We start from the raw sequence: 23,931 nt of genomic DNA, 5'->3' as shown, positions 1-23,931 counted from the left end.
ATTCCAACGCAATGCAAAAAAGTTTTCATGCGAATATTCTGATGGTTTTGGATGTGGCGAATCCTTCTGTAGGGATTTTATTGGATACCTATCCTTACACCTACGCTACGGGTAACGATCTTCATACAGTTTCAGTTTGCTTCCTTTTGACGTATGGATCAGCGAACCCTCTAAGTAGGCGGTCAGCGAAACGACCGTTGTAAGAGATTTGATCCGAGTAGACGATCTTCTCTACAGCATCCACGTTCGGCAGAATCTTCATCGGTCGTAGACGCTTTTGAATTTTTTATTCATACGCTCAATGGGATTCACTGTATAGATAGCCCCCTTAATCTTTGCTGAGTACTTGAAAAACGTCAGCAAAGTAGGCAGTTGGTCTTCCCAAGACTTGATCTCCTTCGAATAGAGCTTGTCCCATCTTGCTTTCGTTGTATCGAAAGAAGCCAACGAAAGGTCATGATTAAGAGCGGTGTGAACCGTCTTCAAATCAGTAGGGAAATCTGTTTTATGCTGTACGCAGATCTTCGAAAATTTCGTACGAGCCTTGTGCACAAGGCAGTGCTGAACGTCTGCATTCGGGTATTTCTCTCTAGAGGCGTCATCCAACAGCAGCTTTTTATAAATCACAGGTATATTCGGATGAGAGCTTTCTTGAAAGTCCCTATCCGAGCTATGAGGGCACCTTCTTGGGTGCCTTTTTGATTCGCTCTATAGATGTTACGGGGAACCGTATCATAAGTAGGGTGACCCAATTTTCTTCCTTCCCAATACAACCCAATAACTATTTGAGCTATTTCAGTTCGAAATAGGGTAAAATGGTACAGACTATAGGGAATGAGGAATGAAACCATGGATAAAGATGAAGTAATATTGACGCAAGAGGGCTTGGAGCAGATTGAGGAAGAGCTCCGCGAGCTCAAGACGGTCAAGCGTAAGGAGTTAGCGGAGCGGTTGAAAGTGGCGATCAGTTATGGCGATCTTAAAGAAAACAGTGAGTACCATTCTGCCAAGGATGATCAGGCGCACATGGAAACCCGAATTCTGGCTCTGGAGCGGATATTAAAGCGGGCACGAGTCGTGAATGCGGACAGTGTGGACTTGAATGAAGTCAGCGTAGGTTCTTATGTAATCTTGAATGATATTGAATTCGCCGAGAGGATCGAATACCGCATTGTCGGTCCGGCTGAAGCCAATGTAGCGGAGAACAAAATTTCTTACGAAAGCCCACTCGGAAAGGGTCTTATTGGAAAAAAGGTAGGGGATATAATTAACGTAGACGCGCCAATGGGCAACCTTCAATATGAGCTGCTCGAAATTAAAATTTGAAAAGTGTCTCATTTCATGACATGAAAGCAATATTAAACTATCCGAGGAATGATAGTTCATGCATTTTGGAGCAGTTGCACTCAGCAGCAGCTCCATTTTTCATTACGCTAAGCTAAGGGTAGGATAGTTGGGGGCTATTTGATATTCAAGTACGGATTAAACTTCGACAAGTGACTCTTCTCTGGAGAGTTCCGAATTTGCTAGGTGCGAGAACTTAGATGAACTTTATCGGGTTCTTTGGTCGAAAAAAGAAGCTAGATCAGCCCAAATGACCTCATTGATTTCTTCTACCATCCATTCCACCGAGCGGCTTTGAGGGTTCCGGCTCCACTGCAAGGCCGACCCGAATACACCCCAACTTACAACGAGTGCCTTAGTCTCCACTTTATCAGGAGTAAAGCTCTGCTGATTCTCCCCATGTAACCATTTAAGCAGGAGTCGATGAAGCTCCTTTTGAATGGCATTTTCGAATATGGCTTCGAACTGCTTGTCTCCTGGTGTACTGTACTGTCGGGCCTGCAACAGGAAATCGAAGACAGTTTGAATAAGAGTTCGCAAACTGTCTGCATTGAAGCTTGCATCCTCTGGTAGTCTGCCATTTACAAAAATTTTAAACTTTTCTGTTTTCCAATATTCAAGAAAATGATATTTATCCTGAAAATGCGCATAGAAGGTTGTTCGGTTTACAGCTGCTTGAGCTGCGATATCATGTACAGAAATGGAATAGAAATTTCTCTTTTCCCCAACCAACTCGTTAAACGCCTGCACGAGCTGTTGACGGGTTTTTATTACACGCGGATCATCAGGATTGACTGACATAGGGGCCCCCTCTTTCCCTTGAACTTAAATAAACGGACAAAAGGATCAATATGTAGGTAACACAACAAAAACAGCTTTTTGCAGGTTGTTCGCACAATGTAATCCTTTTATATTCTACGTATACGATTATGATTCCACAAACCAAATCGTATGGCAAGAAATCCGCTCTGCCAGACGTAACGAAAGGATGTATGCAGAAATGATTGTTGTTACCGGGGCCAACGGAAATTTAGGAAGAAGGATCGTTGAGGAGCTTCTCGGGCGGATTCCTGCGGAGGAAATTGGTGTGAGTGTCCGGGATGCGAACAAGGCACTGGATCTAAAAGAACGCGGAGTTCGTGTTCGACAAGGAAATTTCGACGATTCCGAAAGTCTCCTTCACGCCTTTGAACAAGCGTCGCAAGTACTCATTGTCTCTTCCAACGCTTTGGAGATAGAAGAGGCTGTTCGCCATCATCAAACCGCCATTGAAATGGCTAAGATGGCTGGGGTGGGCCGAGTGCTGTACACAAGCCATATGGGTTCATCTGCGACATCACATTTCCCTCCCATGCTCACCAATGCGGCTACAGAAGAGATTCTGAAATCTTCAGGGATGGCTTTCACATCGCTTCGATGCGGCTTTTTTGCCACTTCAGCGTTATTGATGATCAGCGATGCCTTGAAAACAGGGGAATTAATAGTCCCGGAAAGCGGTCCGATTGCCTGGACGACTCACTCGGATTTGGCAGCAGTTACAGCGGCTATCTTGACAGAGGGGAAGCTCGACGGGATTACCTCTCCTCTTACGGCCTCCGAGGCGATTGACATGGAAGGGATCGCATCGATTGCTTCCAAGATCTTAGGCCAGCCGATTCGGCATATTGTTGTGTCCGATGAAGAATATCGGAAACGCTTGGCGATTCATGGAATGCCGGAAGCGGTCATCAACTTGCTTACGGGTATCTTTAAAGCAAGCCGGCAGGGAGATTTCTCGCAAATTGATCCGGCTTTGGAAAACCTAATCGGTCGTCCTCCGATCATATTCCAAGATTTTTTAAAAGAATCGACTCCCGAATCATCGTAACACTGACTAATTTAGAGCATCGGAAGGAGGCATCCACTATGGATGTCTCCTGAATCCAATTGTGAAGGACATCTAATAAGGATGTCCTTCATTTCGCCGTTAAATCAGATATGCTGAACCGTATCACAAGGATGGCAAGACGAAGCCCAAATAAGTGAGGAGTGTCTTCTGCTAATTTCAAAAAATAACGCGCCAGAACCATGGTGGTTCTGCGCGTTTTGTCGGGACGATTATGGTGTTAGGACGGAATGTTCATAGCGGTCTGAATATTTTTCAGATCAAGCTGAATTTGTTCCGGAATATGGTAGGGATGGTATAGGCCCCGCTGCATCATGTAGTTTGTTATCTTTTCATGGGAGTCTATAGCTTCATCGAGCTGCTTCATCAAAATTTGCTTGATCTCGGGGCTGGCACATTCGGTTACGGCCATGGCGCAGTTCCTGACTCCGCTCTTGGCGTTCATCAAAAAATCCATTGCGATCACGTCATCGGTCAGCGTATGAAGCCCTGTCAAGTGTTCAAATAGGGTGTTCATGTATCTGTCTCCTTTAGGTTAGGGTCACTTTAGACAGCACTCCACCGAGTTCCTGAAGCTGCTGCTGTGATAAATGCACGTCTTGCTGCAAAATTTGCTTGAGCTCCGGGTCGGTTACCAGAGCTTGCATGGTTTTGGATTTGGTCATGCAAACGGTCTTGAACGCAGCCATTTCATGAACTTCCAGCATCTCATGCAAAGCATAATTGGAAATCATTCGAATTATCCTCTCCTCTATCAACGCTACCTATATTCAGGGCTTTAAGATGACTTTGATGCAATTGTCGGTTTTCGTATCGAAAACTTCATAGCCGTGCTTGGCTTCGCTAAGCGGAATGACGTGCGTAACAATATCTCCAGGGTCTATTTTGCCTGACGCAACCAGCTCGTACATATACGGCATGTAGTGAATGACCGGGGCTTGTCCGGAACGGATATTCACGTTGCGCTGCATGATGTCGCCGAGCGGGAATCCGTTATAGCGTCCGCCGTATACCCCAGTGACTTGGATGGTCCCGCCTTTGCGGACAGCCTGAGACGCAATGATAAATGCGCTCATGGTGCCGCCTTGCAGTTTCAAACCGCTGGCTAGAAACTCGAGATCGCTCATCTTGCCGTCCATACCGACCGCATCAATCACGACATCGGCGCCGCCTTTGGTCATTTCCTTGAGATTGTTGCCGATATTCTTATCTTGTTCGAAGTTTACGATTTCTACATTGTTTGTTCGTTTCGCATGCTGTAAGCGGTAATCGACATAGTCAACGGCGATGACGCGCTTTGCTCCCTTCAGCCAGCAGAATTTCTGGGCTAGAAGTCCGATCGGACCGCAGCCGAGCACGATGACCGTATCTCCATTCTTGACGCCGGCGTTATCTACGCTCCAGAATGCCGTCGTCATGGTATCGGCTATCAAGCTTAGCTTTTCGTCCGGTTGCTCGCAGTTTTCAGGAATCTTGAAGTGGGTGAAATTAGCAAATGGAACTCGTAAATACTCGGCTTGCCCGCCAGGGTAACCGCCGGTCGTTCCGGAGTAGCCGAAATATGCGCCCATATCGCCGTGTTCGTTTGAATTGTCGCATTGGCTTTCCAGTTGATTCTTACAATAAAAGCATTCTCCGCATGCGATGTTGAAAGGGATGATCACCCGGTCGCCTTTCTTTACCTTGGTCACTCCAGGGCCTACTTCTTCTACGATCCCCATAGGTTCATGACCGATGACATAGTTCTCCTGAAGGTTAGGGATCATTCCGTGAATCAGGTGAAGGTCCGAACCGCAAATGGCGGAACTGGTGACTCTTACGATCATATCGTCCGGTTTCTCAATCTTCGGATCCAGCACCTCTTTGACCACGACATTTTTAATCCCTTGATACGTTACCGCCTTCATGCATAATGTCCTCCAATATGTTCATCTGGGGTCCGATCAAACATCCCTTTACGCGACGTATCATCCGGGAACAAATTCATCTGCCCGATCATAACCGTATTGTTCGCCGAAAGCTGATCGAGTTGGTACTGTTCGTTCAACTCGTAAGGATGGAACCATTTTTTGCGAATCATAAGCTCCGTTATTTCTTGGTGCAGTGCAATCCCCTGCATAAGATGATTGCGAAGCAGCGCCCTTACATCGGGAGAAGCCGTTTCCGTCAGGGCGATGGACAAATTCCGCACACCTTCCTTAGCCCGAATAAGGAAGTCCATTGCAAATGTCATGTCTGCCATCTCCGGCATATTTAATGAATTAATCGGGTCTAAGTAATCGGTGTTCATTGGCGCTCCCCTTTAATGAGTGATAGGTGTCGGGCTATTCGGAACAGGTGCTTGGAATGGGGCTCTTGCGTAGATGGCTTGGAGCTCGGCGATCTGTTGTGTGGATAGAATGACGTCCTTCTGCATTAACGCTTTCAGCTCTTGGTCAAAGACCAAGCCTTGCATAAGTTTTGACTTAGCGAGGCAGAGCGTTTTGAAGTTTAACGCTTCGTGCAGTTCCATCGATTCGTGCGGCGCTAGCGTTGGCGTATTCATTGAGCAATTATCCCTCCTTTCTTTCATCAGAGTTATATTTTCCTACGCGTTGAATCCTATCCTAAAATGGATTGCCGGAAATGTAGGGTACGAATATTCTCATGCAGTCGCAAGAATATAAACAAAATCTCAACCGCATACTTATTTCTGTTTAAGTTATTGATCTTTGCTCAAGGAAGGAGGACTCCCCTTGCCCAATGAAGACAAAATTGATCTAGCCACCGAAAATGCAAGAAGACCGGCAGCAGGTGCACTCCACTCGAGCGGCAATCTGCTGGAGCAGCATGCATCTAACGCAGTTTCTGAGGCGCAAACCGCTTTAAATCAGGCGATAAGCTCGATTAGTGAATCTAATGCGGCAACAAATTCACAAGCTTTGGAGACGGCCCGGCAGCATTTGACCCAAGCAGAGGAATTTTTAGATCAAGCGCAAACTTCGGCAAACGCATTACGTCTGCCGGACCAACAATAAAACGGTAGCCTTGGTGGTGACAAAGCCATCTCCATCTCTTTCGCGATATTTGGCTTTTTGTCCTAACAAAAAGGAGCCTTCAATTCCACTTTTAATAGTGGCTTTGAAGGCTTCTTCAATACAATACTGGACGCGGCCATTGCACATTCCCCTTTTGGGATAGCCTAGGGGCATAGTCCCACATTTTAGGAACGTGTCGTACTGGCTGCGTTCTTTTGTTTTGCCGTTTCCACTCGTGTCATGGTTCCGAAGTAGGTCACGCAGAACGCTCGAGTCATCAGGAACGTGAGGAAAATCGATATAGATCCTGTAAAATTATTTTATTATCCAGGAAATTGAACCACATTCAGTCATATAAATAGGTGATAGCAGCTCGAACCTGTTGAGGAGGATTTTATAAAAGTGATGTTACCGAGTGAAAAGTATTTCGGTAAGTTTGAGGCGGTTTTTTTATTTTACGGAGCCATGCCTACAGGTGTTACAGTTTCTGAAACCGGGCGTATTTTCATTTGCTTTCCGAAATGGGGAGACGACGTTAAATTTACGGTGGCTGAGATCGTTAGCGGCACACTGCAGCCTTATCCTAGTTTAGACGCCAATGTGGTAAGCCCATCGAATATCACAACGTCCTTCGTTAGTGTCCAAAGTGTCGTTGCGGATGGAAAGGGAACGCTTTGGGTACTGGATACGGGGGCTCCTAATTTCTCAGAACCCATCAAAGGGGGTGCGAAGTTAGTCGCTGTTGATTTAAATTCAAATACTATAAAAAGGGTATACACATTTACGGAAGATGTTGTCCTTCCAACCACTTATCTGAATGATGTCCGAGTTGACTTTCGTGTTGGTAAAGCAGGTTATGCTTATATAACAGATTCGTCTTCCCGAGGACCAGGAGCCATAATTGTTGTTGATTTAGAAACCGGTTATGCCTGGAGACGGTTAAACGGGGCAAATTCAACTTCGCCCGATCGCTTTTTCTTACCGAAAGTTGAAGGTAAAATCCTGATGAATCGAAACAAAGACGGATCTGCTTCACCCTTTAGATTGGCATCTGATGGTATAGCGATTTCCCCGGACGGAAAAATATTGTATTTTTGTCCTCTCTCCAGTCGTCATCTGTACTCAATTTCAACGGAAGCCCTAAGAGACCGAACGATACCGGATATGAATTTACAATCTCACGTGAAGTATTGGGGAGAAAAAGGTGCTTCAGATGGAATGATCACCGATGCAAAAGGAAACGTTTACGCTGGAGACTATGAAAACAATAGTATTCGAAAGATATTGCCGAATGGAATAATGGAGACCATTGCACATGATCCGAGAATTTTATGGCCGGATACTTTTTCGATTGGTCCAGATCAATACTTATATTTCATCGTGAACCAATTACATCGGCAGTCAAGATTTCATTATGGAAATGACCTGCGGCAAACGCCTTATAGTTTACTACGTATGAAAATAGCCGAACCACCTGCTCCTACCTTTTAGTAAATATTTTGCTTACAAAGTTGACTCTATTTGCGTAGAATGGGTGCATTTTCAAATTTCGCCGATAGACCAGTTAAGCTGAACCGTATCATAAATAGGGCGAAGTTCATGGCTGGCATATTAGAACTCATGAAGAGAGCGTTCGGTCGGGGGACTTTCTAGACTTCAGTTGGATTTGCAGTTCGTTCTTCGGGTCATTCCGGTTCGAAATCCCTTGGTTTATCCTTTGCTTATTACCATTATCAGGAAAGGATGAAAAATCAATGGATTCTATCCAGAACCGCAAGCCCGGTTTGGGGTTAATTATTCTCATCTATTACATTGTTACCTCAATCGGAGCGCTGTTGTTAGGGTTTGCCCAGCCCGCGCTGGGCGTACCCGAGGTTGTTATTCAGTTGACTCAATTTGGTCCTGCACTTGGAGTACTATCCATCCTGCTGCTCTGGAAAGGGGAGGGGCGATCGACTCTTAACCTCAACCTTCGGTTCTGGCCGCTTTCGCTGCGGAAACTGATCGCGGTGGCAGTGCTAATCATCGGGACGTTTGCTACTGTATGGCTCTGGTATGCGGTCACCGAGCGTTCGGTCGCCTATACTTCCCCAGCTTCACTATCGCATCCGTTCTGGCTCATTGTGATCGCCCAATTTATAGGGGCGGCAGGCGAGGAGGTTGGTTGGCGCTGCTTCCTACAACCGAAGCTTCAGAGTCGAATCGGCCTTTTCCCGGCCTCAGTTGTCGTGGGTATTCTGTGGGGTGTCTGGCATATCGGCGTGTTCGCCGAAGGCTGGGTTTATGCGTCGCTATTCGTCCTATTCACCGTATCCCTCTCCGTCATACTCGGCGAGCTGCTAATTGATGCCAGGGGCGGTAAGCTGGTGCTGGCCACATCGTACCATGCCCTGATTAACCTCGGTATGCTACTTTGGTTTAACGAGGAGGACGGTAGCCGTTTGGCGATGGGCACGCTGGCTACAGTTTGCGCGATCTCCGCTGTCATCGTTATGGGAATCGGGCGCAGGAAGCGGATCGAGAGAGGCGCCGTCCATGGGATGATGGCTTGATTGAATAAATGGAAATTTAGTGGAATTTTTTGAAATTACATGGAATTCAGGTTACCGTGGGATAGATGAAAATTCAGAAGCCGTGAACGATTCCTATTCCAACAGCGAAAGGCACCCAACTTGGGTGCCTTTCGAATTCGCTTATTTGAGGATACGCTGAACCGTACCATAAGCAGGGCGAAACTTTTTGGTACCAACGGGAAGAACTCGTATAATATATGGGTTCTTCCCGTTCTCGTCACCGCCCATGAGAGACTGAAAGAATCGATTTCATATCAACAAGGTCAAATGAGTATATAAGCGAGACGAGTTTCTGGTCGATCAAGGTTTATAGATCGACTCTCCAGTTGCCCATCATCTTGGCGACTCCCGGGTCGTGGTACGATAAGAACAGACTCTCCCGAGTATCGAGGGTGGAGATTTGTCCCATATCGTCAGCGCTCAACGTAAAATCGAAAATGTTGAAGTTTTCGACGATTCGCTCTTTGCTTACCGATTTTGGAATGACAACAACTTCTCGTTGAACAAGCCAGCGCAATACGACCTGGGCGACGGATTTGTTGTGTTTTTCCGCAATCGAGGTCAGCACTTCGTTACCGAACATATTGTTTCGACCTTCAGCGAACGGCGCCCACGACTGGTGCTGCACGCCTTGCCCTTTCAAGAAAGTATTGCTTTCTGTCTGCTGGTAGAACGGGTGCGTTTCAATCTGGTTGACGGCGGGCGCAATTTCGTTATGCACAATGAGGTCCATCAGACGATCCGGCATGAAGTTGCTGACCCCGATGGCTTTGATTGTTCCTTCACGGTAAAGCTCTTCCATCGCGCGCCAAGTGCCGTAGTAATCGCCGAACGGCTGGTGAATCAGGTACAGATCGAGATAGTCGAGCTGCAGCTTTGTCAGGGACTTTGCAAGCGCAAGCTTGGCATTCTCGTAGCCAGCATCCTGAACCCAAATCTTGGTCGTGATGAACAGTTCTTCACGCGGTACACCGCTGCGCTTGATCGCGTGTCCGACCGCTTCCTCGTTAAGGTAACCGGCAGCGGTGTCAATCAAGCGGTAACCGGCCGACAGTGCTTCGTACACCGCGTTCTCGCACTCTACAGCATCGGGAATCTGATAGACGCCGAAGCCTAGGATCGGCATTGTCACACCGTTGTTCAAAGTTACAGTTTGCATTGAAATTCCTCCTATTGATCATATGAATAACAGCAACCGGTGCATTTCCCGGAAATCGGGGACTGGAGAGGGAATTCCGATTACGGCACAGTTGCATTACAATAAGCTTAGTTCCTTCGTGTTACACGCAGGCAAGAGGCTGTTATTCTTTTTTCAAAGGAGGATTCCACATGTATACAGTCAAAGAAGTCGCACAAGTCACGGGACTCACCGAGCACGCTGTGCGCTTTTACTCGGATAAAGGTCTGGTGCCAAGCGTACAGCGGAATGTGAATAATATTCGATTATTCGACGACGAATCGGTCAACTGGCTGCATGGCATCAAATGCCTCAAGCAATCAGGGATGCCAATCGGTGTCATTAAAATGTATATCGATTTATGTCTCGAGGGTGATTCCACCATTTCGCAGCGCTACACACTTATGATGGAACATAAGAAAGCGGCGCTCGCTAAGCTCGAAGAGGCCAGGCTGCACGTTGCTCATTTGGAAGAGAAGACCGCCTTATATCAAGCCATACTAGAGCACCACACCCTAGATACGACCAATCCCGTCAATTGGGACAGAATTCAGCATATGCATGGTGACGTATTCTATAAGGCTGCACCAAGGGGTTGAACGTCGAAGCCGTTAAAGCAGTATTCGCTGATAGCCCGATGCGGTGAACCTTATCATAAATAACGGTAAGTATTCTGTTGTACAGTATTGCGCTTCAAGGGGGCATTGGGCATTCAATGAACAAAACAGATCGTTTGTTGGCCATCGTGCTGGAGCTGCAAGGCAGGCGAGTGGTGCGTGCCGAAGATTTGGCGGCACTATTTGAAACGAGCGTGAGGACTATATACCGCGACATTCAGGCGCTCAGCGAAGCAGGCGTGCCGGTAATAGGCACTACAGGCACCGGGTATTCTTTAATGGAGGGATATTTTCTGCCTCCGATCCGTTTCACAATAGAGGAAGCCGTGACCTTGCTTATAGGAACAGACTTTATCGAGCAGCGATTTGATGATGATTATCGTGATAGAGCTAATGCTGCCAGGAGGAAAATCGAGGCCACTCTATCGGACAGTGTCCGCAGTGAGACCTCCCGTATACGCAAGTCGCTGCGATTGCTCCCGCCTGGCAAACAGGCAGCTGAGTCAAACGAAAGGGAAAATCTCGATAAAGTCCGCCGAGCTCTATTAGATGGGCGAAAGATCAGATTTCATTATTCAAAAAAAATTACGGATTCCGCGGGGGGCCGCCATAGCGAACGTACCGCCGCGCCTTATGGCCTTGTACTCGTCGAAGGGTCGTGGATGCTTGTTGCCTGGTGTGATCTACGCCAAGACATCCGCCATTTCCGGTTGTCCCGAATGACTGAACTTATCGAACTGGACGAACGATTCGAACCCCCGGCGCATTTTGACTTAAGGGGGTATACCCCTTCAGATGATCGCCACTTGCGAGTCTGCCTTCGATTTAACCATGACATCGCGGATAAGGTGAAGGAATCGAACTATCATTACATAGAGGATATGAAAGAGCATCAAGATGGATTGGATGTGGTTTTACGCGTTCGTCAGCTGGATGAATTGCTGCAATGGGTGCTTGGCTGGGGAGCGGGCGTAATCGTGTTGGAACCCGAATCATTCCGAGATCGGGTTCGTGAGGAAGCCCAAAAAATTCTAAAACGCTACTGACATAACGTTGTCAGTAGCGTTTTTTTATAATGGGGCATGTAGATGTAAAATAACCTATGATTACAGGAAGGATGATATCTTGTGAATTTCACTTCTGTACGCATCATTACCGACGACGTGGATCGTCTCGTCGAGTTCTATGAGAAAGTCATGGGGGTTTCGGCGGAGCGACCCGCGCCTGTATTTGCCGAACTCGTTATGCCATCATGCACCCTTGCAATCGGCCACTCTCAGACGACGCAGCTATTCGGCGCCGATTCCGCGGTGGCGGCCAATAATCGCACTGTCATTATTGAGTTCCGCGTGGACGATGTCGAGGCCGAATATGTGCGCTTGAAGGCGTTTGTCGATAATTGGGTACAGGAACCGACCACGATGCCGTGGGGGAACCGTTCCATGCTGTTCCGCGATCCCGACGGCAACCTTCTTAATCTCTTCGAGCCGGTGACCGAGGATGCGATTAAACGATTAAGTGGTAGGCATTGAGGGGCAGTAAAGGATGGCCTTCAAGCTTGCCGTTACAGAAAACCGCTGAATCGTACCATAAGTAGGGCGAAATAGGCGTAATTCTTCGGACAGTGGTTCAACTCTCGTCCGTTTTGGACAAAGAATCTTGTAACCATGCGAGTTGAAGTCTTACAGATAGTCAAATTGTAGACTAAATGTAGAGATTAGGTTTTAACCCTTCTCAGTTTAGCCTTTTTTGTAGACAAAATGTCTACAAAAATTGAGTTTCACCTTTCTAATTTGGGGGCGATTATGGATTCGACGGGGACTGTTTGAACGCAATAAGCCGGTAGTAGGGCTGCAACTGCTTCATCAACGCGGAAAGCCTATTAAACGACTCTCCATTGCCCATTGGCGGGATAGAGGCTCAACTTCAGTGGGATACGCTATCTAGTATCCGCCTGGGGCTAACTGAAGAAGACAATCAGGCTGAACCCAAAGGGAATCCTATGACAGCGAGTTTCTAGGGTGACATCAAATCTGTCACTATACCCGTAGAAAGTTGCGTGGCGAGGTCTTCGGACAGGGGTTCAACTCCGCTCGCCTCCACCATGTAAATCCACTACCGCATGAGGTATTGGATTTTTGCAATGCTTGCTTCGTATATTCACAAATATCGAATTCCTGAACTAAATTATGGAAAAATTGTCTGGGGATCTGTATAATATAAGAGAGCTAATTAGTTTTACGTGGGGGGAATAAAATGAACTGGGAAAACATTAATAAATTCCTCGAGATGTATACTCAACACAAACATTATCATATACTATTTGATAAATATAAGATAAAGAAAATGGCATCGGGAAAAGCGATGGCGAAGATACTTTACGATGCAGTAAATGATAAAGGAGTATTGTTTTCATCCATTTCCCAAGAGGCATTTTATGATTGGTATATACATCATCAAATTGATGGAAATAATTACACATTTGTATATAACCTAAAAGATAAACCGCAAGCTGAATTATTAAAGGAAATCTATGATAACAGACATGACCTAATTAATTTGGATTTAAGAGATATTAATCCAGAGAATGAATCGGAAAACCTAGATGCAGTAATGTCGAATCTAACCGACATAAACTTGGTTGGTATACATAAAGATCAAGTAAACAATAAGTATACTTTCTCTTTTGTAGCACCATGTGTTGTTAACGGAAAACGAATTGACGGCAGCGCAAGGCAGTTTAAAAAAATATTCTTCACTCATTGTGTAGTTTCAAGCGAGAGTTATGATTGTAAAATAATATTTAATCCCACTGCTAACCTTGAACATGTTAATGGAACTGTGAAAGTTAAGCGGTCTGACTGGTCTTCAATAGCTGAAATGTTTTTTCTAACGTTAAAATCGTACATTGGGGATATTAAGATAACAGCGCCGTCTTGGATTCCAAAGGCACTTAGTCGGTTTGTGGAAGAAGCTACCCATCATAATAACCCTGTCATTACTGAGCATTCGTTTAATCTGCAGGATAAGATAGTGAATTTTGCCTCTGATCTTTTGGTTGAGGCCGGTCTGGATCCTATTAAAGATAATGCGATGCAAATGAAACTGGTTCAAGATATTCAAGTTTCATTTGAGGCTCAATTGGTTGAGAAGTATGGCGTTGTTCAAGAGGATTCAGAAAACTTTGAAATTTACAGACAACGTTCAGATGGTCTTAATCATACAATTGATGTTGAATCAAGAGATTACAGCTTATTCGGATCAGCTGCACAGGTTGCAAAGAGGTCCAGAGGTGATGGTCATATTGACCTGCTGGGCATTAACTTTAGACGTGATGATCGTCCATATAAATTCTTAGTAGAACAGTCCTTAGATGCGTACTTAATTAGGGGTACAAATACTTTCATTGAGGAAGAGGTGGTGGACATTGTCATCCGTAGACTTAACCAATATCGCGATGAAATTCAAACTACCGAGTTCCGTATTGATGAATGTAACGAAAGAACTACTCTCGCTTCGTCCTAGTGATGTTATTACTAAAACAAAGTTGTCAATTGGTAGTCAGTTGGACGTACAATCTGCAGAACAGGTCCTTATTGAATTGGTGAACGAGGGTATCCTTCAAATGATTTTCGCTGTAGGTTGTACAAATGATGAGGAACAGCATGTTACTTTTTTTGAAGATGCGGAGAGTTTTTACAAATCTCAAAAAGATCATTGTGTATATTGTGATTCAAAATTGGACTACAAGAATGTCCGTGTCGGATTCAAGAGGAAACTATGATGGATATTAAGGATTTCTCAGATTTAAAGGAAGTATTGGAAAGACTAGATGACAACTTTTTTTGGAAGCCGCTTGAACCGGAGGAATGTAACAGGGTTACTTCGTTCATTGATAAAATTGAAGAGTCAAAAACTTGGGTGAATAGAAATCAAGAAAAAGGAGCACTTTTAGAGGATTTTGTTGTATTTCTTTTTAAGAGGTTTCAAGGGGCTTCTGTTAAGAAAAATCTTAGGGTAGCCGATAACGAGACTGATGTCGAAGTTGCATTGTCTGATGTAGGTATAAACGAGTTTATGAAGATGTATATGTTTCCAAAAGTAATATGTGAGTGTAAAAATAAAGCTCGGAGTAGTGTGGATGTTGGTATGGTAGCTAAACTTGCTGAGCTATTGCCTGTTCGTGAATCAAAGACGGGTATTTTCTTTTCGATAAATGGGATTGGTGGAAGTGGCTGGCGTTTTGGGGAAGGGAAAAGAAAGAAGATATTTAACAAGCATAGAGTTCCTATACTTTCTTTTCGAATAGAAGAATTAAGGATGTTAATCGAGGGAAAGAATCTGCTCACAATGATTAGAGAGAAAATCAATAAGTTAATTGATGAAGTTGATGATGAATCACCAGATATACCGGATACCGGTCATGTAGAGTATGCCAAGAGAATGAAGAACATCATACTACATTTAAAACAGTGCTCATTAGTAAACCATGAAGAGGCTGAATTAATTCTCAATAGAATTCATGATCGATATGGTAATGTTGATTTGGATTAAATTTATTTGAAATATTCTAATATCAAGCTTCGGCGAATTGAGGTTTTGCACAGCCACGCTTCGCCTCCACCACGAAAAACCCGACCGCATGAGGTCGGGTTTTTGCCTTGCTCGTGTTAGCCCATAATTTGTTGTATATTGTAGTTATACATATTCAATGAAGATGATGTTCGTTTCAATAGATTATGCAGAGGGTCTACATATTGCAAACAGTTATGATTCAGAAATAATAAAGTAGTAAACTGAGAATTGTGAAATAAATCATAATTACCTATTTCCCGCCATGCTTCCTGATTATTTGCCCTAGCAACTCCCTCTGCTTCATTAATAGTTCTGATGGAATGTTAGGGGTTTTGATTAACTCAGTTTTGCTTAAATATTTCGTACTCTCTAAATTGCAAAGTCGCACGTACTCATTAACTATTGGACAGCTTAGCAATGCATGATACTTTTCTCCAATTCTATACTTTCCAAGCTTAGTTGAATCGTCTGAAACAAAAACTATTCTGTTCGCAGAAGCTGGTTGTGGCGTAATATCTATTTTTTCACCAGTCTCCGAAATCCATATAGCATGATGGACTGCTTCAATCATGAATTTAGGATAAGGGTCAGGCATAACTTGAATCCTCCAACCCAACTGTCTCTTGCCACCATGTTTCCCAACCTTCTGCTTCACATTATTATAGCACTCGTTTGGTATACACCATGATTCAGGGCGTAATTGTATATACTCAGGTAATGAGTATGGTGTAATGGACTTACAGAAGTTAATTACGGAATCGTCTATTTCTTTGGGTGTATTAGTAGTATTCATCAAATAGTCCTCCATTTTTGAAGCATCGTCAGCCTACAACTTTATATTCCGAGTCTAACAATTTATTTTCCAGTCTACAACTTTATTTATTTTTGACAACACTAGCGTGAAATATGGAGGGGGAGTATGGATATTAACTTAGGTAAAGTAGATAAGAATAGCTTTAAGGAGAGCAATGCTGTAAATATTGCTAAAAGAGCCGTTGAGAAAAACAATATGATTAAATCGTATTTTAGCGAAATGGATAAAAGAGCAAATCTCGATGGGCAATTAACGATATTGGTAAATGAATTTGAAAGAGTAACTGTGGATGTGCAGATTAAAGGCTTACCCAAGAACTTCGGGGATGATAATAATTATTTCTATGATTGCGACACGAAAGTATTCAACGTTGTAAAAGAAAAAGTAACTCAAAATGCTGTGGTATTATTCTTAGTTGATACAATTAACGAATTAGTTTACTACAAATTATTAACAAGGGAATACGTATTGTCTTTTAATATTAGAAGCGAAGTGAAAAAAAGGGTGAAGTTTAGTGACAAAGATATATTTGTTGTAGAGCCTTTTATTAAAAATGTTTTTGGATATATTAAACTTCTAAATTCGGAAGTTAGTTTATCCGTCGAATGCTTAACGATACAGCACATTTTAGAGGAAGAGAAGAATACATATGTTGAAGAGTATAAACAAGTCTATAAAAGAGGAGATATTACTGGATATTTAACAGCTTTTCTTAATAAAACACCAGTTGGCGAAGCTACTGAGGTGTACCTAATTAAGATGGAGGATGGAAAGCGCAAAGAGAAAATGCAAATACGTGTAAAGGAAGGTTACTTGTGCGTGAATCGTTCAATTCAACGCACCGAGGCGACTGATTCGGATGTTTGTAACATATTGTATGAGGTGGTATTGGTATTAAAGAGACCATTATTATTTGAAAGTGCGGGAGTGCCTACATTCCTTGTAAAAGAAAACGGAGACATCTGGGATTTGCATGCAGAGCGTGTAAGTAAGGTTTGGTAAATGTAAGTTGCCTTTTAATTGGTAAAAGAAGGGTTATAGGTAGCGTGAAAATATAATAATGCGAGTGGATAGAGAATTTTGATTCTCTATCCTTTTGCGCTATATAAGGGTATAGAATTTTTATCAAGAGTGTCAGCACACTTACGTATCCGCAATTCGCTGCGTGCGATGTCTACGACCTATGTATCTTGCTTCACAATGCGTTGGACAACGCAATCGCTGCAACGTCGGATATACCGGCAATTATTGAAATCTCTTCTTTGCAGCACAAATCCAATTACCTCATCATAATAAAAAACCCAATTCGCACACCAATTAAAGAGCGTAATGGCGAGCTGAAGTCCACTAAAGCCAATCATGAAGGCTTTGGATTACAAATCATTCGTGATATTGCGGCGAAATATTATGGGGATGTGCAGATCGAAACGAATGAACGGTTTTTTGAATTAACGATTATATTGCACTTAACAGCTGAAAGATAGACCCGCTTGCTCCTATGAAGACTCTTTTATAGGAGTATTTTATTTTCATAACAAATAAAACGTCATTCATGCAGGTCGGAACAAGAAAAATATCTGATGCCGATCATTAACTATAAGTAATTAAAAGGAGGTAAATTCATGACGGTTTATGCGAACAACTATCTAGCCATACATAAATATATGTCCACCGTTGTATCTAATCCGAAATTAAATTTAACGGATGCACAGAAAAAATCGTTCCAGGAAGTTTTAAATGAGACAACAAAGGAACTGTCGACGGAATATGCTAAAACAAGTGCTCTGACGATGCAAAACAATAATATTTGGCAAGCGATGGGTGCATCCGGAGCCAACAGCTCCATTTATAGCAATTTATTAATGCCAAGTATTTATGGAAGCTATGGAGGACAAACGTACAGCCCGTATTACGGACTAAACAGTTTACCGCTTCCTTCTTTATTCAGCTCATCTAGATACTTAAATAATAATTACTTCTAAAATTTTTCCGAAAAAACGGATTATCGGTGCAGCCAAAACAAGCAATAATGATAGCCCGCAAGCGGCACCTCGAGCGAGGAGCCGTTTTTTGTTGTAATGCCGATGATTGTTTATTGGATCAGAGGGATGCGGTCACTTCATACCTTCAGCATAATATTCGAGAAGGAAATGCTGAAATCCGCGCATAGCTTCAGATCGATATCGTGTTTCATTCCATGATATATAAAAGACGTGTTTGTTATCCGTGTCTTCGATAGGCAGTAAGGTATATTGCTTTACTTCATTCCATTTGCATTTTGGAAGAAATGCAACCCCTAGACCTGTCTGTACCAGTCCGTGCAAAGCGGCGGGCTCATCCACTTCGCAAATGATGTTCCGATTGATCCCCGCTCTGCGACTGATGGGAGGAGCTGATGAGAAGGTTGGGTTATATTAGATATGGTGCCCAAGGCGGCGATTGGGGCGCATTCATCTCTAGGGCATTGGCCGAAGTGGATCACGAGCATATGTGTGGCGTGCATTTAAATTTTTTGCATACAATGCCATCCAAGGATTTCGACCCGATAGAGCTGTCTCAGGATGAGCGAGACAGGCTTGAGAAGTCTCAGCAGCACCGATCTGCCCCCGCGGGGTATATGAGATTACAGGCGACTAGGCCGCAAACATTGTCCTACGCGCTCACGGACTCTCCAGTAGGGCAGCTGGCTTGGATCGTCGAAAAGTTTTGGGAATGGACTGATCCGACTTGTCGGGTGGATGATGATCGAATTCTAACCAATGTGATGTTGTATTGGTTAACGGGCACCGCGGGATCGTCCGCCCGTCTGTACTACGAGAATTTCAAATCGAAGGATGTATTGAGCTCGTGCCCTGTCCCTATGGGCGTGGCAGTGCTTCCCTACGAACTCGCTTTGCCTGTGCGTTCTCTTGCGGAACGCGAACACTCCATTGTTCACTGGACTGAATTTGACCAAGGGGGCCATTTCGCCGCTATAGAGGTTCCTGATCTATTGGTTCAAGACCTGCGGGTCTTCTTCAGGCAATTCCGAACGTAGTATAGCGAGTGATTACTCTAATCATGATGTTATAGACGATACGGAGAACCGCACCATAAATAGAACGAAATATAAAAAATAAACACCTCGGAGTCAAGCTGCCCCGAGGTGTTTATTTAGGCGGTATTTATGATACCACTATTCTTCATCTACGATGACGTGAACGACGGCGGTCGCTTCAAGCCGCGGCCCGTTAGAGGACGAAGTGAACACACGACTCGTCAAGACTGTGTCCTCGTCTACCATCGGAAGCACGAACGGAATACGGATCGTTACGTCTGTGTTCACATCGAAGACGGCGGAGCCGAGACGAAGGTTCAATAACGGTGCGGTCAGGACGCCTTGCAGCAAGTCGACGTTGCCGGTGTTCCTTACTCGAATCGTGAAAACGACCTTCTCGCCGGGTTGGCCTTCCGATCGGTCGACGGTCTGGGTTAGGCGCGCGTTAGGAAGCGACTTGGTTTCGATCGGCAGACTCCTTAGCTGTAACGGCGTCTGGTCGGAGAATACGGCGAACCGATTGAGGAAAACCGTGGCGCCTTTCGAGTCAGCCGGAACCTCGTATAGCAGGACGAATTCCCTGAATTCACAGGGTCCGAGCTCGGGAATAACGGCGCTGAACCGAAGCAAGGGATCGATGACGCGAACGTTCGTTAACGCCATCGCGGAACGATTGCGCACGGCGATCGTTTTCGTAACGGTCTGCCCAGGGTCCGCTAGCTCCGGAGTTGCCGTCGCGGATAGTTCGAGCAACGATCTCGGGCTGGCGACCACGATGCGGGCTTCGCCGAATTCGCTCGTGACGTCGGGCGGCAGCTCGTTCCATATCGCCGTCGCGCGATTCGGGATGGCCGTGCCTTGAACGGTATCGGTGGGAACCGTATACGTGAAGAACGCGAATGAGACATCGCCTGGTGCGATGACCGGAATGGTCGCGGATCCGCCGGTCAGCGAATCCAGGACGACGACTCCCGTGGCCGGAATCGAACCTGTATTCTCGATTTCCACGGTATAACGAACCGTCTCGCCTGGCTGAGCGACGTCCCGATCGGGAAGCTTGCGAACGGCCAGCGTCGTCGAACCGGGGGCTGGAACGATTCGGACGACGAGTTTAGAGGACGTCCGCTGCCTGGGCGTCTGATCGGAAGAGACGGCGAACTCGTTCAAGATTACGCTGCCGTTCGCAGCGTCGGCAGGGACGACGAAGGCGACGATGCGGGTAATCATGCCTCCCGCGGGCACGCTCGCGACCGTCTCGTTAAACCCGAGAATCAGGTCGGTCAGTACGACGTTCGTCTGCGGTGCTGCCAGCAGGTTCTTAACCTCCAACGTGTAGTTCACTGTCTCGCCCGGCGATGCGAAGCTTTTGTCCGGCGACTTGGCGATCGCAAGTCCCGCGCTCGTCACTTCGACAATCGATTCCACCTGTTGCAGGCCGAGCTCCAATGCATCGGCGGAGAGCACGTTGACGATGCGCGATCCGACTTCGGTCCCCGCCGGAATCGTGAACGGTAGGTCGATCTGCACGATCTCCCCGACCTCCATGCGCGTTACGACTCGGTCGAAGCCGAGAAGCGGGTCGGACAATCGGACCTGCGTCAAGGGGATGTTGCCGAAATTCGCTACCGCGATGGAATAGAAATAGGATTCTCCGATCGTCGCTGCTTCGACCGAAGGCACTTTGCGAATGCCGAGCCTTGGAACCGCGAGCACGGTAACGGAGAAGCTGGAGAATACGGCTTCCGTCCGATCGCTGACCGCGGACGATGTATTCGTGTATTCGCCCGGCGGCGTCTCGAGCGGGACGACGAAGGAGGTTTGGAACGTCGCACGCTCTCCGGGCGCGAGTGACGGAACCGTCGCATTCAACCCCACGACGTCATCCGATACGGCCACGTTCGTTAACGTCTCGTTTCCCGTGTTTGCCGCGACGATCGTGAAGACGATCGTCTCCGCAGGCGCGATGACATTCCGGTCTCCTGTCTTGAAGAGCTCCAGCCGCGGCGCGGGCAGCACTTCCACAACCGTTCCGGCCGTAACGGGGACGGGCAAGTTGTCGGCGGTAATGATCACGGCGTTCGCGATCGTGAGACCGATCTGTTGTCCTTGCGGGATAACGAACGGCCAATCAATCGCATAGCTGGTTCCGACTTGAAGAATGTCGATGACTTGATCCAAGCCGAGCAGTGGATCGATGATTCTGACGTTGACCAGATCGATGTTGCCCGCGTTCAACAAGGTAATCGTGAAGATAACCGTCTCACCCGGAATGGCGGCGGAGGGACTCGCGGTCTTAACCGCGTTGAGAATGGGCTGCTGGGCGACGAGAATCGTTGATTCCGCTCGAATCGGGTCCGGAATCTGAGCCGCTCGCACGAATACTTCATTCACGATCGTTCCCGGCGGTTCAGTCGGCGGAATGGAGAATGGAATCTCGAAGATCCGGGTCTCAAAAGGCCGCAGTTCGGGGAGAGAGGTGATAAATCCCAGGAGCGGATCCTCGATCGTGACGTTCGTCAGAGAGACGATGTCGTTCGTCACTTCGATGAAGAAGACGATGGTTTCTCCCGGCCTGACTTCGGACCGATTGGGCAATTTGTTTACGTTCAAGTTGACCGGATTGCCGAGCTTCGTGACGAAGGCGTCGATTCCTCTGCGCACGGGCTGGAACACGCCAGGCGTCGTAGGATAATTGTTGGAGAAGGTCTGCCCGATCACATAGATGGCGTCCGCCGGATCGACCGCGATGCCATTGCCAATGTCGGTCGAGCTTCCGCCCAGATACGTGGAATATTGCGGCGCAGAGCCGAGCGGATCGAGAACCATGACGAATGCATCCGAAGAGCCGTTGAAGGTAGATTGAAAGGCATCTGATGTTACCGGATAATCCGTCGAGGTCGTCTCCCCCGTGACGACGGCGTTGCGGGAGGAAGTAAGCGCAATCGAGGTCGGCCTGACAGCGCCGACGCCGCCGACGAGCGAGGAATAGATTAACTGGCTTCCGGTCGTATTAAGCTTGGTGATGAATAACATCGTATTTCGATCGACGACCGAGTAGACGAACGCCCCTGGCGTCGTCGGATAATCCGCCGAATTGGTCGGCCCCGTCACGTATGCGTTGCCTTCGTCGTCGACTGCGATCGCGTTGGGCGTGTCGTTCAGCGTCCCGCCGAGGAAGGTAGAGTAGACCAAGCCCGTTCCGGTGGGATTCAATTTCGTGACGAAGCCATCTATACCCGCTTTGCGAGTGACCTGGAAGGCGCCGGGTGTTGTCGGGAAGTTAGCTGCTACAGTTGCGCCGGTAACGTAGGCATGAAACGTGCTGTCTACGGCGATTCCTCTGATGTCGGTCGTTCCGTTACCGCCCAAGTACGTCGAGTAGATTAACGCCGATCCTTGAGCGTTCAGCTTCGTGATAAAGCTGATTGGAATACCGCTGGGGTTGGTCGTCTTGAATGCTCCCGGAGTCGTAGGAAAGTCCGTTGAATCTGTCTGTCCGGCGAGATAGACATTGTCGAAGGCATCTATGGCGATACCATATCCGCTGTCTGATCCGGTGCCGCCGACAAAAGTCGAATACACGAGAGAACTCCCGCTTGGATCGAGCTTAGTGACGACTGCGTGCGCTCTCGCCGAAGCCGGTGCCGGCATAAACGAACCTGGTGTCGTGGGGTAATCGCCAGAGAGGCAGGTGCCGGTCACATAAGCGCATCCGGCACGATCGACGGCGATGGCTCTGCCGATATCGCGCGCGCTGCCCCCGATATAAGTGGAATAGATCAGGTTCGTACCGGTCGTATTCAGCTTCGTGACGAAGAAATCCTCGGCGGTTCCGGTACGCATGGAACTGAAGGTTCCCGGCGTCACGGGAAAGTTGGTGGACAGCGTGCTCCCCGTCACGTAGGCTTGACCGATGTCGTCCACCGCAATCGCGATGCCCTCCTCCACGCCCGTCCCTCCAAGAAAAGTCGAATACTCGATGACGGGGTCGATCACGAGAGAAAGCGTCTTGTCGTATTCGTCAAGCAGCTCGAAGCCAACCCATCTCTCGCCGTTCTCGCCGTGTCCAAGCGAGTAACGGCAATCGATCTGCATAGGCGCGTCGGAATCACCTTGATAAACGACTGGACACCGATCGACTATGATTTCTTGCCCGATGACGATGAGGAGCCGTCCTTCCTCGTCGATCTCGAGCGAGTCAGCCCCTTCGTATCTCAGCCGTATATCCTCGATTCTGGCTCCGGGGCTTACGATCCAGTCGAACTTAAGCGTCCCTTCTTCTCCCCGAATCTCAACGTCAATGCCCGGCCATGGCTCCCGGTAGGCCGCTAAGCGGTGTACGTCTACCTTCGCGTAATGGCGGTCCGGATCGTTGCCCTGAAAATAATTGAATTTGCCTTCCTCAAGGAGACCCCCTTCTATCCTGCAGGCATCGCTGCAACCTCCGAAGAGCATGTCCAGAGCAATGCCTTCCATTAAGCGCTCGCCGTGCGGCATCCGTTCAGACCGGAACCATGTAAGACGCACACGGTCTTTCTCAAGCGAGCAGTGGAAACCGACAGTTTGCGCCAAGTATTGCGTTTCCGGCCGAAATTGGCCGGCGTTGCGAGCGAATAACAGAGGAAGCCTCTCATAGGGGCGTATGCTTCTCAAGGGGCCTCCTTTCACAGTATTCAAAGTGTCATCCCCTCCGCAAGCTAGGTATTTCTCACAGGTTATGCGCAACGGCTGTTTCGAGTGCTAAACTGCCTGCTTCCTACTCCCGGTTCCGTGATATAGATGATACGCGGAGCCGTATCACAAGCAGGGCAAAAAGTGTGGCACAGGCGGATCGGCACACAGCTGAGAGACGGTAGCGTTCATGCGCTGCCGCTGACCGACGGAACTGATGG

The 23,931-nt window shown here is 46.8% G+C and carries 24 protein-coding genes, 1 other RNA gene and 1 pseudogene; 15 read left to right on the top strand and 11 right to left on the bottom strand.

The genetic code is table 11. The features are described 5' to 3' along the window. Positions 1-105: 105 nt before the first annotated feature. Positions 106-606 (bottom strand): annotated as a pseudogene (locus tag PKO01S_RS29725) (transposase); the annotation flags it as partial. 243 nt (positions 607-849) lie between these two features. Between PKO01S_RS29725 and greA the strand changes: the two are divergent. After that, positions 850-1,326, top strand: a complete 477-nt coding sequence (greA, locus tag PKO01S_RS03940; RefSeq protein WP_127529993.1) for a transcription elongation factor GreA — start codon at positions 850-852, stop codon at positions 1,324-1,326. A 225-nt stretch (positions 1,327-1,551) separates the two neighbouring features. Here greA and PKO01S_RS03935 read toward each other — a convergent pair whose 3' ends face one another. Then, a complete protein-coding gene (locus PKO01S_RS03935) occupies positions 1,552-2,145 on the bottom strand; it encodes a TetR family transcriptional regulator (protein ID WP_127529992.1) in 594 nt (197 codons plus the stop codon). A 199-nt stretch (positions 2,146-2,344) separates the two neighbouring features. Here PKO01S_RS03935 and PKO01S_RS03930 point away from each other — a divergent pair, with 199 nt between their 5' ends. Next, positions 2,345-3,211 (top strand): SDR family oxidoreductase, encoded by an 867-nt coding sequence (locus tag PKO01S_RS03930; RefSeq protein ID WP_127529990.1) that lies wholly within the window; start codon positions 2,345-2,347, stop codon positions 3,209-3,211. Positions 3,212-3,449: 238 nt separating this feature from the next. Here the strand turns inward: PKO01S_RS03930 and PKO01S_RS03925 are convergent, their stop codons facing one another. Genes PKO01S_RS03925 through PKO01S_RS03905 form a run of 5 tightly spaced genes read right to left on the bottom strand, consistent with a single transcriptional unit; the run spans position 3,450 to position 5,774 of the window. Continuing rightward, positions 3,450-3,746, bottom strand: coding sequence for a spore coat protein (locus PKO01S_RS03925; protein WP_127529989.1), 297 nt, complete (start codon positions 3,744-3,746; stop codon positions 3,450-3,452). A gap of 13 nt (positions 3,747-3,759) precedes the next feature. After that, positions 3,760-3,963, bottom strand: a complete 204-nt coding sequence (locus tag PKO01S_RS03920) for a hypothetical protein (RefSeq protein WP_127529988.1) — start codon at positions 3,961-3,963, stop codon at positions 3,760-3,762. Between the two features lie 36 nt (positions 3,964-3,999). After that, on the bottom strand, positions 4,000-5,136 hold the full coding sequence (locus tag PKO01S_RS03915) for a zinc-dependent alcohol dehydrogenase (protein WP_127529987.1): 1,137 nt from the start codon (positions 5,134-5,136) through the stop codon (positions 4,000-4,002). After that, a complete protein-coding gene (locus tag PKO01S_RS03910) occupies positions 5,133-5,519 on the bottom strand; it encodes a spore coat protein (RefSeq protein WP_127529986.1) in 387 nt (128 codons plus the stop codon). The genes PKO01S_RS03915 and PKO01S_RS03910 overlap by 4 nt, the downstream gene beginning before the upstream one ends. A 12-nt stretch (positions 5,520-5,531) precedes the next feature. Further along, complete coding sequence (locus PKO01S_RS03905; RefSeq protein WP_127462735.1) at positions 5,532-5,774, bottom strand: spore gernimation protein GerQ; 243 nt, start codon at positions 5,772-5,774, stop codon at positions 5,532-5,534. Positions 5,775-5,964: 190 nt separating this feature from the next. Here PKO01S_RS03905 and PKO01S_RS03900 point away from each other — a divergent pair, with 190 nt between their 5' ends. From PKO01S_RS03900 to PKO01S_RS03890, 3 genes are all read left to right on the top strand, one after another. Next, a complete protein-coding gene (locus tag PKO01S_RS03900) occupies positions 5,965-6,246 on the top strand; it encodes a hypothetical protein (RefSeq protein ID WP_127529985.1) in 282 nt (93 codons plus the stop codon). A 396-nt stretch (positions 6,247-6,642) separates the two neighbouring features. Beyond that, complete coding sequence (locus tag PKO01S_RS03895) at positions 6,643-7,737, top strand: L-dopachrome tautomerase-related protein (RefSeq protein ID WP_127529984.1); 1,095 nt, start codon at positions 6,643-6,645, stop codon at positions 7,735-7,737. Positions 7,738-8,000: 263 nt separating this feature from the next. Next, the gene (locus PKO01S_RS03890; RefSeq protein WP_127529983.1) at positions 8,001-8,798 is read left to right on the top strand and encodes a CPBP family intramembrane glutamic endopeptidase; all 798 of its coding nucleotides are present in this window, start codon (positions 8,001-8,003) and stop codon (positions 8,796-8,798) included. A 328-nt stretch (positions 8,799-9,126) separates the two neighbouring features. On the opposite strand, the gene PKO01S_RS03885 is transcribed toward PKO01S_RS03890, so the two are convergent. After that, the gene (locus tag PKO01S_RS03885; protein WP_127529982.1) at positions 9,127-9,978 is read right to left on the bottom strand and encodes an aldo/keto reductase; all 852 of its coding nucleotides are present in this window, start codon (positions 9,976-9,978) and stop codon (positions 9,127-9,129) included. A 170-nt stretch (positions 9,979-10,148) separates the two neighbouring features. Here PKO01S_RS03885 and PKO01S_RS03880 point away from each other — a divergent pair, with 170 nt between their 5' ends. The 6 genes from PKO01S_RS03880 (at position 10,149) to PKO01S_RS03855 (ending at position 15,167) form a co-directional block, all read left to right on the top strand. Further along, on the top strand, positions 10,149-10,595 hold the full coding sequence (locus PKO01S_RS03880) for a MerR family transcriptional regulator (RefSeq protein ID WP_127529981.1): 447 nt from the start codon (positions 10,149-10,151) through the stop codon (positions 10,593-10,595). Positions 10,596-10,711: 116 nt separating this feature from the next. Further along, positions 10,712-11,659, top strand: a complete 948-nt coding sequence (locus PKO01S_RS03875) for a helix-turn-helix transcriptional regulator (RefSeq protein WP_127529980.1) — start codon at positions 10,712-10,714, stop codon at positions 11,657-11,659. Between the two features lie 81 nt (positions 11,660-11,740). Then, positions 11,741-12,145, top strand: a complete 405-nt coding sequence (locus PKO01S_RS03870; protein WP_127529979.1) for a VOC family protein — start codon at positions 11,741-11,743, stop codon at positions 12,143-12,145. A 263-nt stretch (positions 12,146-12,408) separates the two neighbouring features. Next, positions 12,409-12,718: a transfer-messenger RNA gene (gene ssrA, locus PKO01S_RS03865) on the top strand. A 151-nt stretch (positions 12,719-12,869) separates the two neighbouring features. After that, positions 12,870-14,138, top strand: coding sequence for a hypothetical protein (locus tag PKO01S_RS03860; RefSeq protein WP_127529978.1), 1,269 nt, complete (start codon positions 12,870-12,872; stop codon positions 14,136-14,138). Between the two features lie 255 nt (positions 14,139-14,393). Further along, positions 14,394-15,167 carry a hypothetical protein gene (locus tag PKO01S_RS03855; protein ID WP_127529977.1) on the top strand — a complete coding sequence of 258 codons (774 nt, stop codon included), beginning with the start codon at positions 14,394-14,396 and terminating at the stop codon, positions 15,165-15,167. Positions 15,168-15,438: 271 nt separating this feature from the next. On the opposite strand, the gene PKO01S_RS03850 is transcribed toward PKO01S_RS03855, so the two are convergent. Continuing rightward, a complete protein-coding gene (locus tag PKO01S_RS03850) occupies positions 15,439-15,981 on the bottom strand; it encodes a hypothetical protein (RefSeq protein WP_127529976.1) in 543 nt (180 codons plus the stop codon). Positions 15,982-16,107: 126 nt separating this feature from the next. Here PKO01S_RS03850 and PKO01S_RS03845 point away from each other — a divergent pair, with 126 nt between their 5' ends. The 3 genes from PKO01S_RS03845 to PKO01S_RS03835 all read left to right on the top strand — a co-directional run bounded on the left by PKO01S_RS03845 (position 16,108) and on the right by PKO01S_RS03835 (position 17,984). Further along, a complete protein-coding gene (locus PKO01S_RS03845; RefSeq protein ID WP_127529975.1) occupies positions 16,108-17,004 on the top strand; it encodes a hypothetical protein in 897 nt (298 codons plus the stop codon). Between the two features lie 116 nt (positions 17,005-17,120). Then, complete coding sequence (locus tag PKO01S_RS03840) at positions 17,121-17,486, top strand: GHKL domain-containing protein (protein ID WP_127529974.1); 366 nt, start codon at positions 17,121-17,123, stop codon at positions 17,484-17,486. 138 nt (positions 17,487-17,624) lie between these two features. Then, entirely contained in the window at positions 17,625-17,984 is a 360-nt protein-coding gene (locus PKO01S_RS03835) for a hypothetical protein (RefSeq protein WP_127529972.1), read from the top strand. A gap of 132 nt (positions 17,985-18,116) precedes the next feature. On the opposite strand, the gene PKO01S_RS29720 is transcribed toward PKO01S_RS03835, so the two are convergent. Then, positions 18,117-18,368, bottom strand: a complete 252-nt coding sequence (locus tag PKO01S_RS29720; protein WP_407669625.1) for a LysR substrate-binding domain-containing protein — start codon at positions 18,366-18,368, stop codon at positions 18,117-18,119. A 29-nt stretch (positions 18,369-18,397) separates the two neighbouring features. On the opposite strand from PKO01S_RS29720, the gene PKO01S_RS03825 reads away from it, so the two are divergent. Then, positions 18,398-19,039: a hypothetical protein gene (locus PKO01S_RS03825; RefSeq protein ID WP_127529971.1), complete on the top strand. Its 642-nt coding sequence runs from the start codon at positions 18,398-18,400 to the stop codon at positions 19,037-19,039. 138 nt (positions 19,040-19,177) lie between these two features. Here PKO01S_RS03825 and PKO01S_RS03820 read toward each other — a convergent pair whose 3' ends face one another. After that, positions 19,178-23,692 (bottom strand): DUF7948 domain-containing protein, encoded by a 4,515-nt coding sequence (locus PKO01S_RS03820; protein WP_127529970.1) that lies wholly within the window; start codon positions 23,690-23,692, stop codon positions 19,178-19,180. Between the last annotated feature and the right edge of the window lie 239 nt (positions 23,693-23,931).

This window comes from Paenibacillus kobensis NBRC 15729 (assembly GCF_004000825.1).
Classification (GTDB): Bacteria; Bacillota; Bacilli; order Paenibacillales; family Paenibacillaceae; genus Paenibacillus_T; species Paenibacillus_T kobensis.
The sequence above is the reverse complement of the archived record's forward strand: the minus strand, read 5'-3'. Positions and strand labels throughout refer to the sequence as shown.

What these genes read in the sequence shown, in the direction of transcription:
- greA (WP_127529993.1), top strand. Translation starts at nt 850, where the DNA reads ATGGATAAAGATGAAGTAATATTGACGCAAGAGGGCTTGGAGCAGATT.
- PKO01S_RS03935 (WP_127529992.1), bottom strand. Translation starts at nt 2,145, where the DNA reads ATGTCAGTCAATCCTGATGATCCGCGTGTAATAAAAACCCGTCAACAG.
- PKO01S_RS03930 (WP_127529990.1), top strand. Translation starts at nt 2,345, where the DNA reads ATGATTGTTGTTACCGGGGCCAACGGAAATTTAGGAAGAAGGATCGTT.
- PKO01S_RS03925 (WP_127529989.1), bottom strand. Translation starts at nt 3,746, where the DNA reads ATGAACACCCTATTTGAACACTTGACAGGGCTTCATACGCTGACCGAT.
- PKO01S_RS03920 (WP_127529988.1), bottom strand. Translation starts at nt 3,963, where the DNA reads ATGATTTCCAATTATGCTTTGCATGAGATGCTGGAAGTTCATGAAATG.
- PKO01S_RS03915 (WP_127529987.1), bottom strand. Translation starts at nt 5,136, where the DNA reads ATGAAGGCGGTAACGTATCAAGGGATTAAAAATGTCGTGGTCAAAGAG.
- PKO01S_RS03910 (WP_127529986.1), bottom strand. Translation starts at nt 5,519, where the DNA reads ATGAACACCGATTACTTAGACCCGATTAATTCATTAAATATGCCGGAG.
- PKO01S_RS03905 (WP_127462735.1), bottom strand. Translation starts at nt 5,774, where the DNA reads ATGAATACGCCAACGCTAGCGCCGCACGAATCGATGGAACTGCACGAA.
- PKO01S_RS03890 (WP_127529983.1), top strand. Translation starts at nt 8,001, where the DNA reads ATGGATTCTATCCAGAACCGCAAGCCCGGTTTGGGGTTAATTATTCTC.
- PKO01S_RS03885 (WP_127529982.1), bottom strand. Translation starts at nt 9,978, where the DNA reads ATGCAAACTGTAACTTTGAACAACGGTGTGACAATGCCGATCCTAGGC.
- PKO01S_RS03880 (WP_127529981.1), top strand. Translation starts at nt 10,149, where the DNA reads ATGTATACAGTCAAAGAAGTCGCACAAGTCACGGGACTCACCGAGCAC.
- PKO01S_RS03875 (WP_127529980.1), top strand. Translation starts at nt 10,712, where the DNA reads ATGAACAAAACAGATCGTTTGTTGGCCATCGTGCTGGAGCTGCAAGGC.
- PKO01S_RS03860 (WP_127529978.1), top strand. Translation starts at nt 12,870, where the DNA reads ATGAACTGGGAAAACATTAATAAATTCCTCGAGATGTATACTCAACAC.
- PKO01S_RS03855 (WP_127529977.1), top strand. Translation starts at nt 14,394, where the DNA reads ATGATGGATATTAAGGATTTCTCAGATTTAAAGGAAGTATTGGAAAGA.
- PKO01S_RS03850 (WP_127529976.1), bottom strand. Translation starts at nt 15,981, where the DNA reads ATGAATACTACTAATACACCCAAAGAAATAGACGATTCCGTAATTAAC.
- PKO01S_RS03845 (WP_127529975.1), top strand. Translation starts at nt 16,108, where the DNA reads ATGGATATTAACTTAGGTAAAGTAGATAAGAATAGCTTTAAGGAGAGC.
- PKO01S_RS03835 (WP_127529972.1), top strand. Translation starts at nt 17,625, where the DNA reads ATGACGGTTTATGCGAACAACTATCTAGCCATACATAAATATATGTCC.
- PKO01S_RS03825 (WP_127529971.1), top strand. Translation starts at nt 18,398, where the DNA reads ATGAGAAGGTTGGGTTATATTAGATATGGTGCCCAAGGCGGCGATTGG.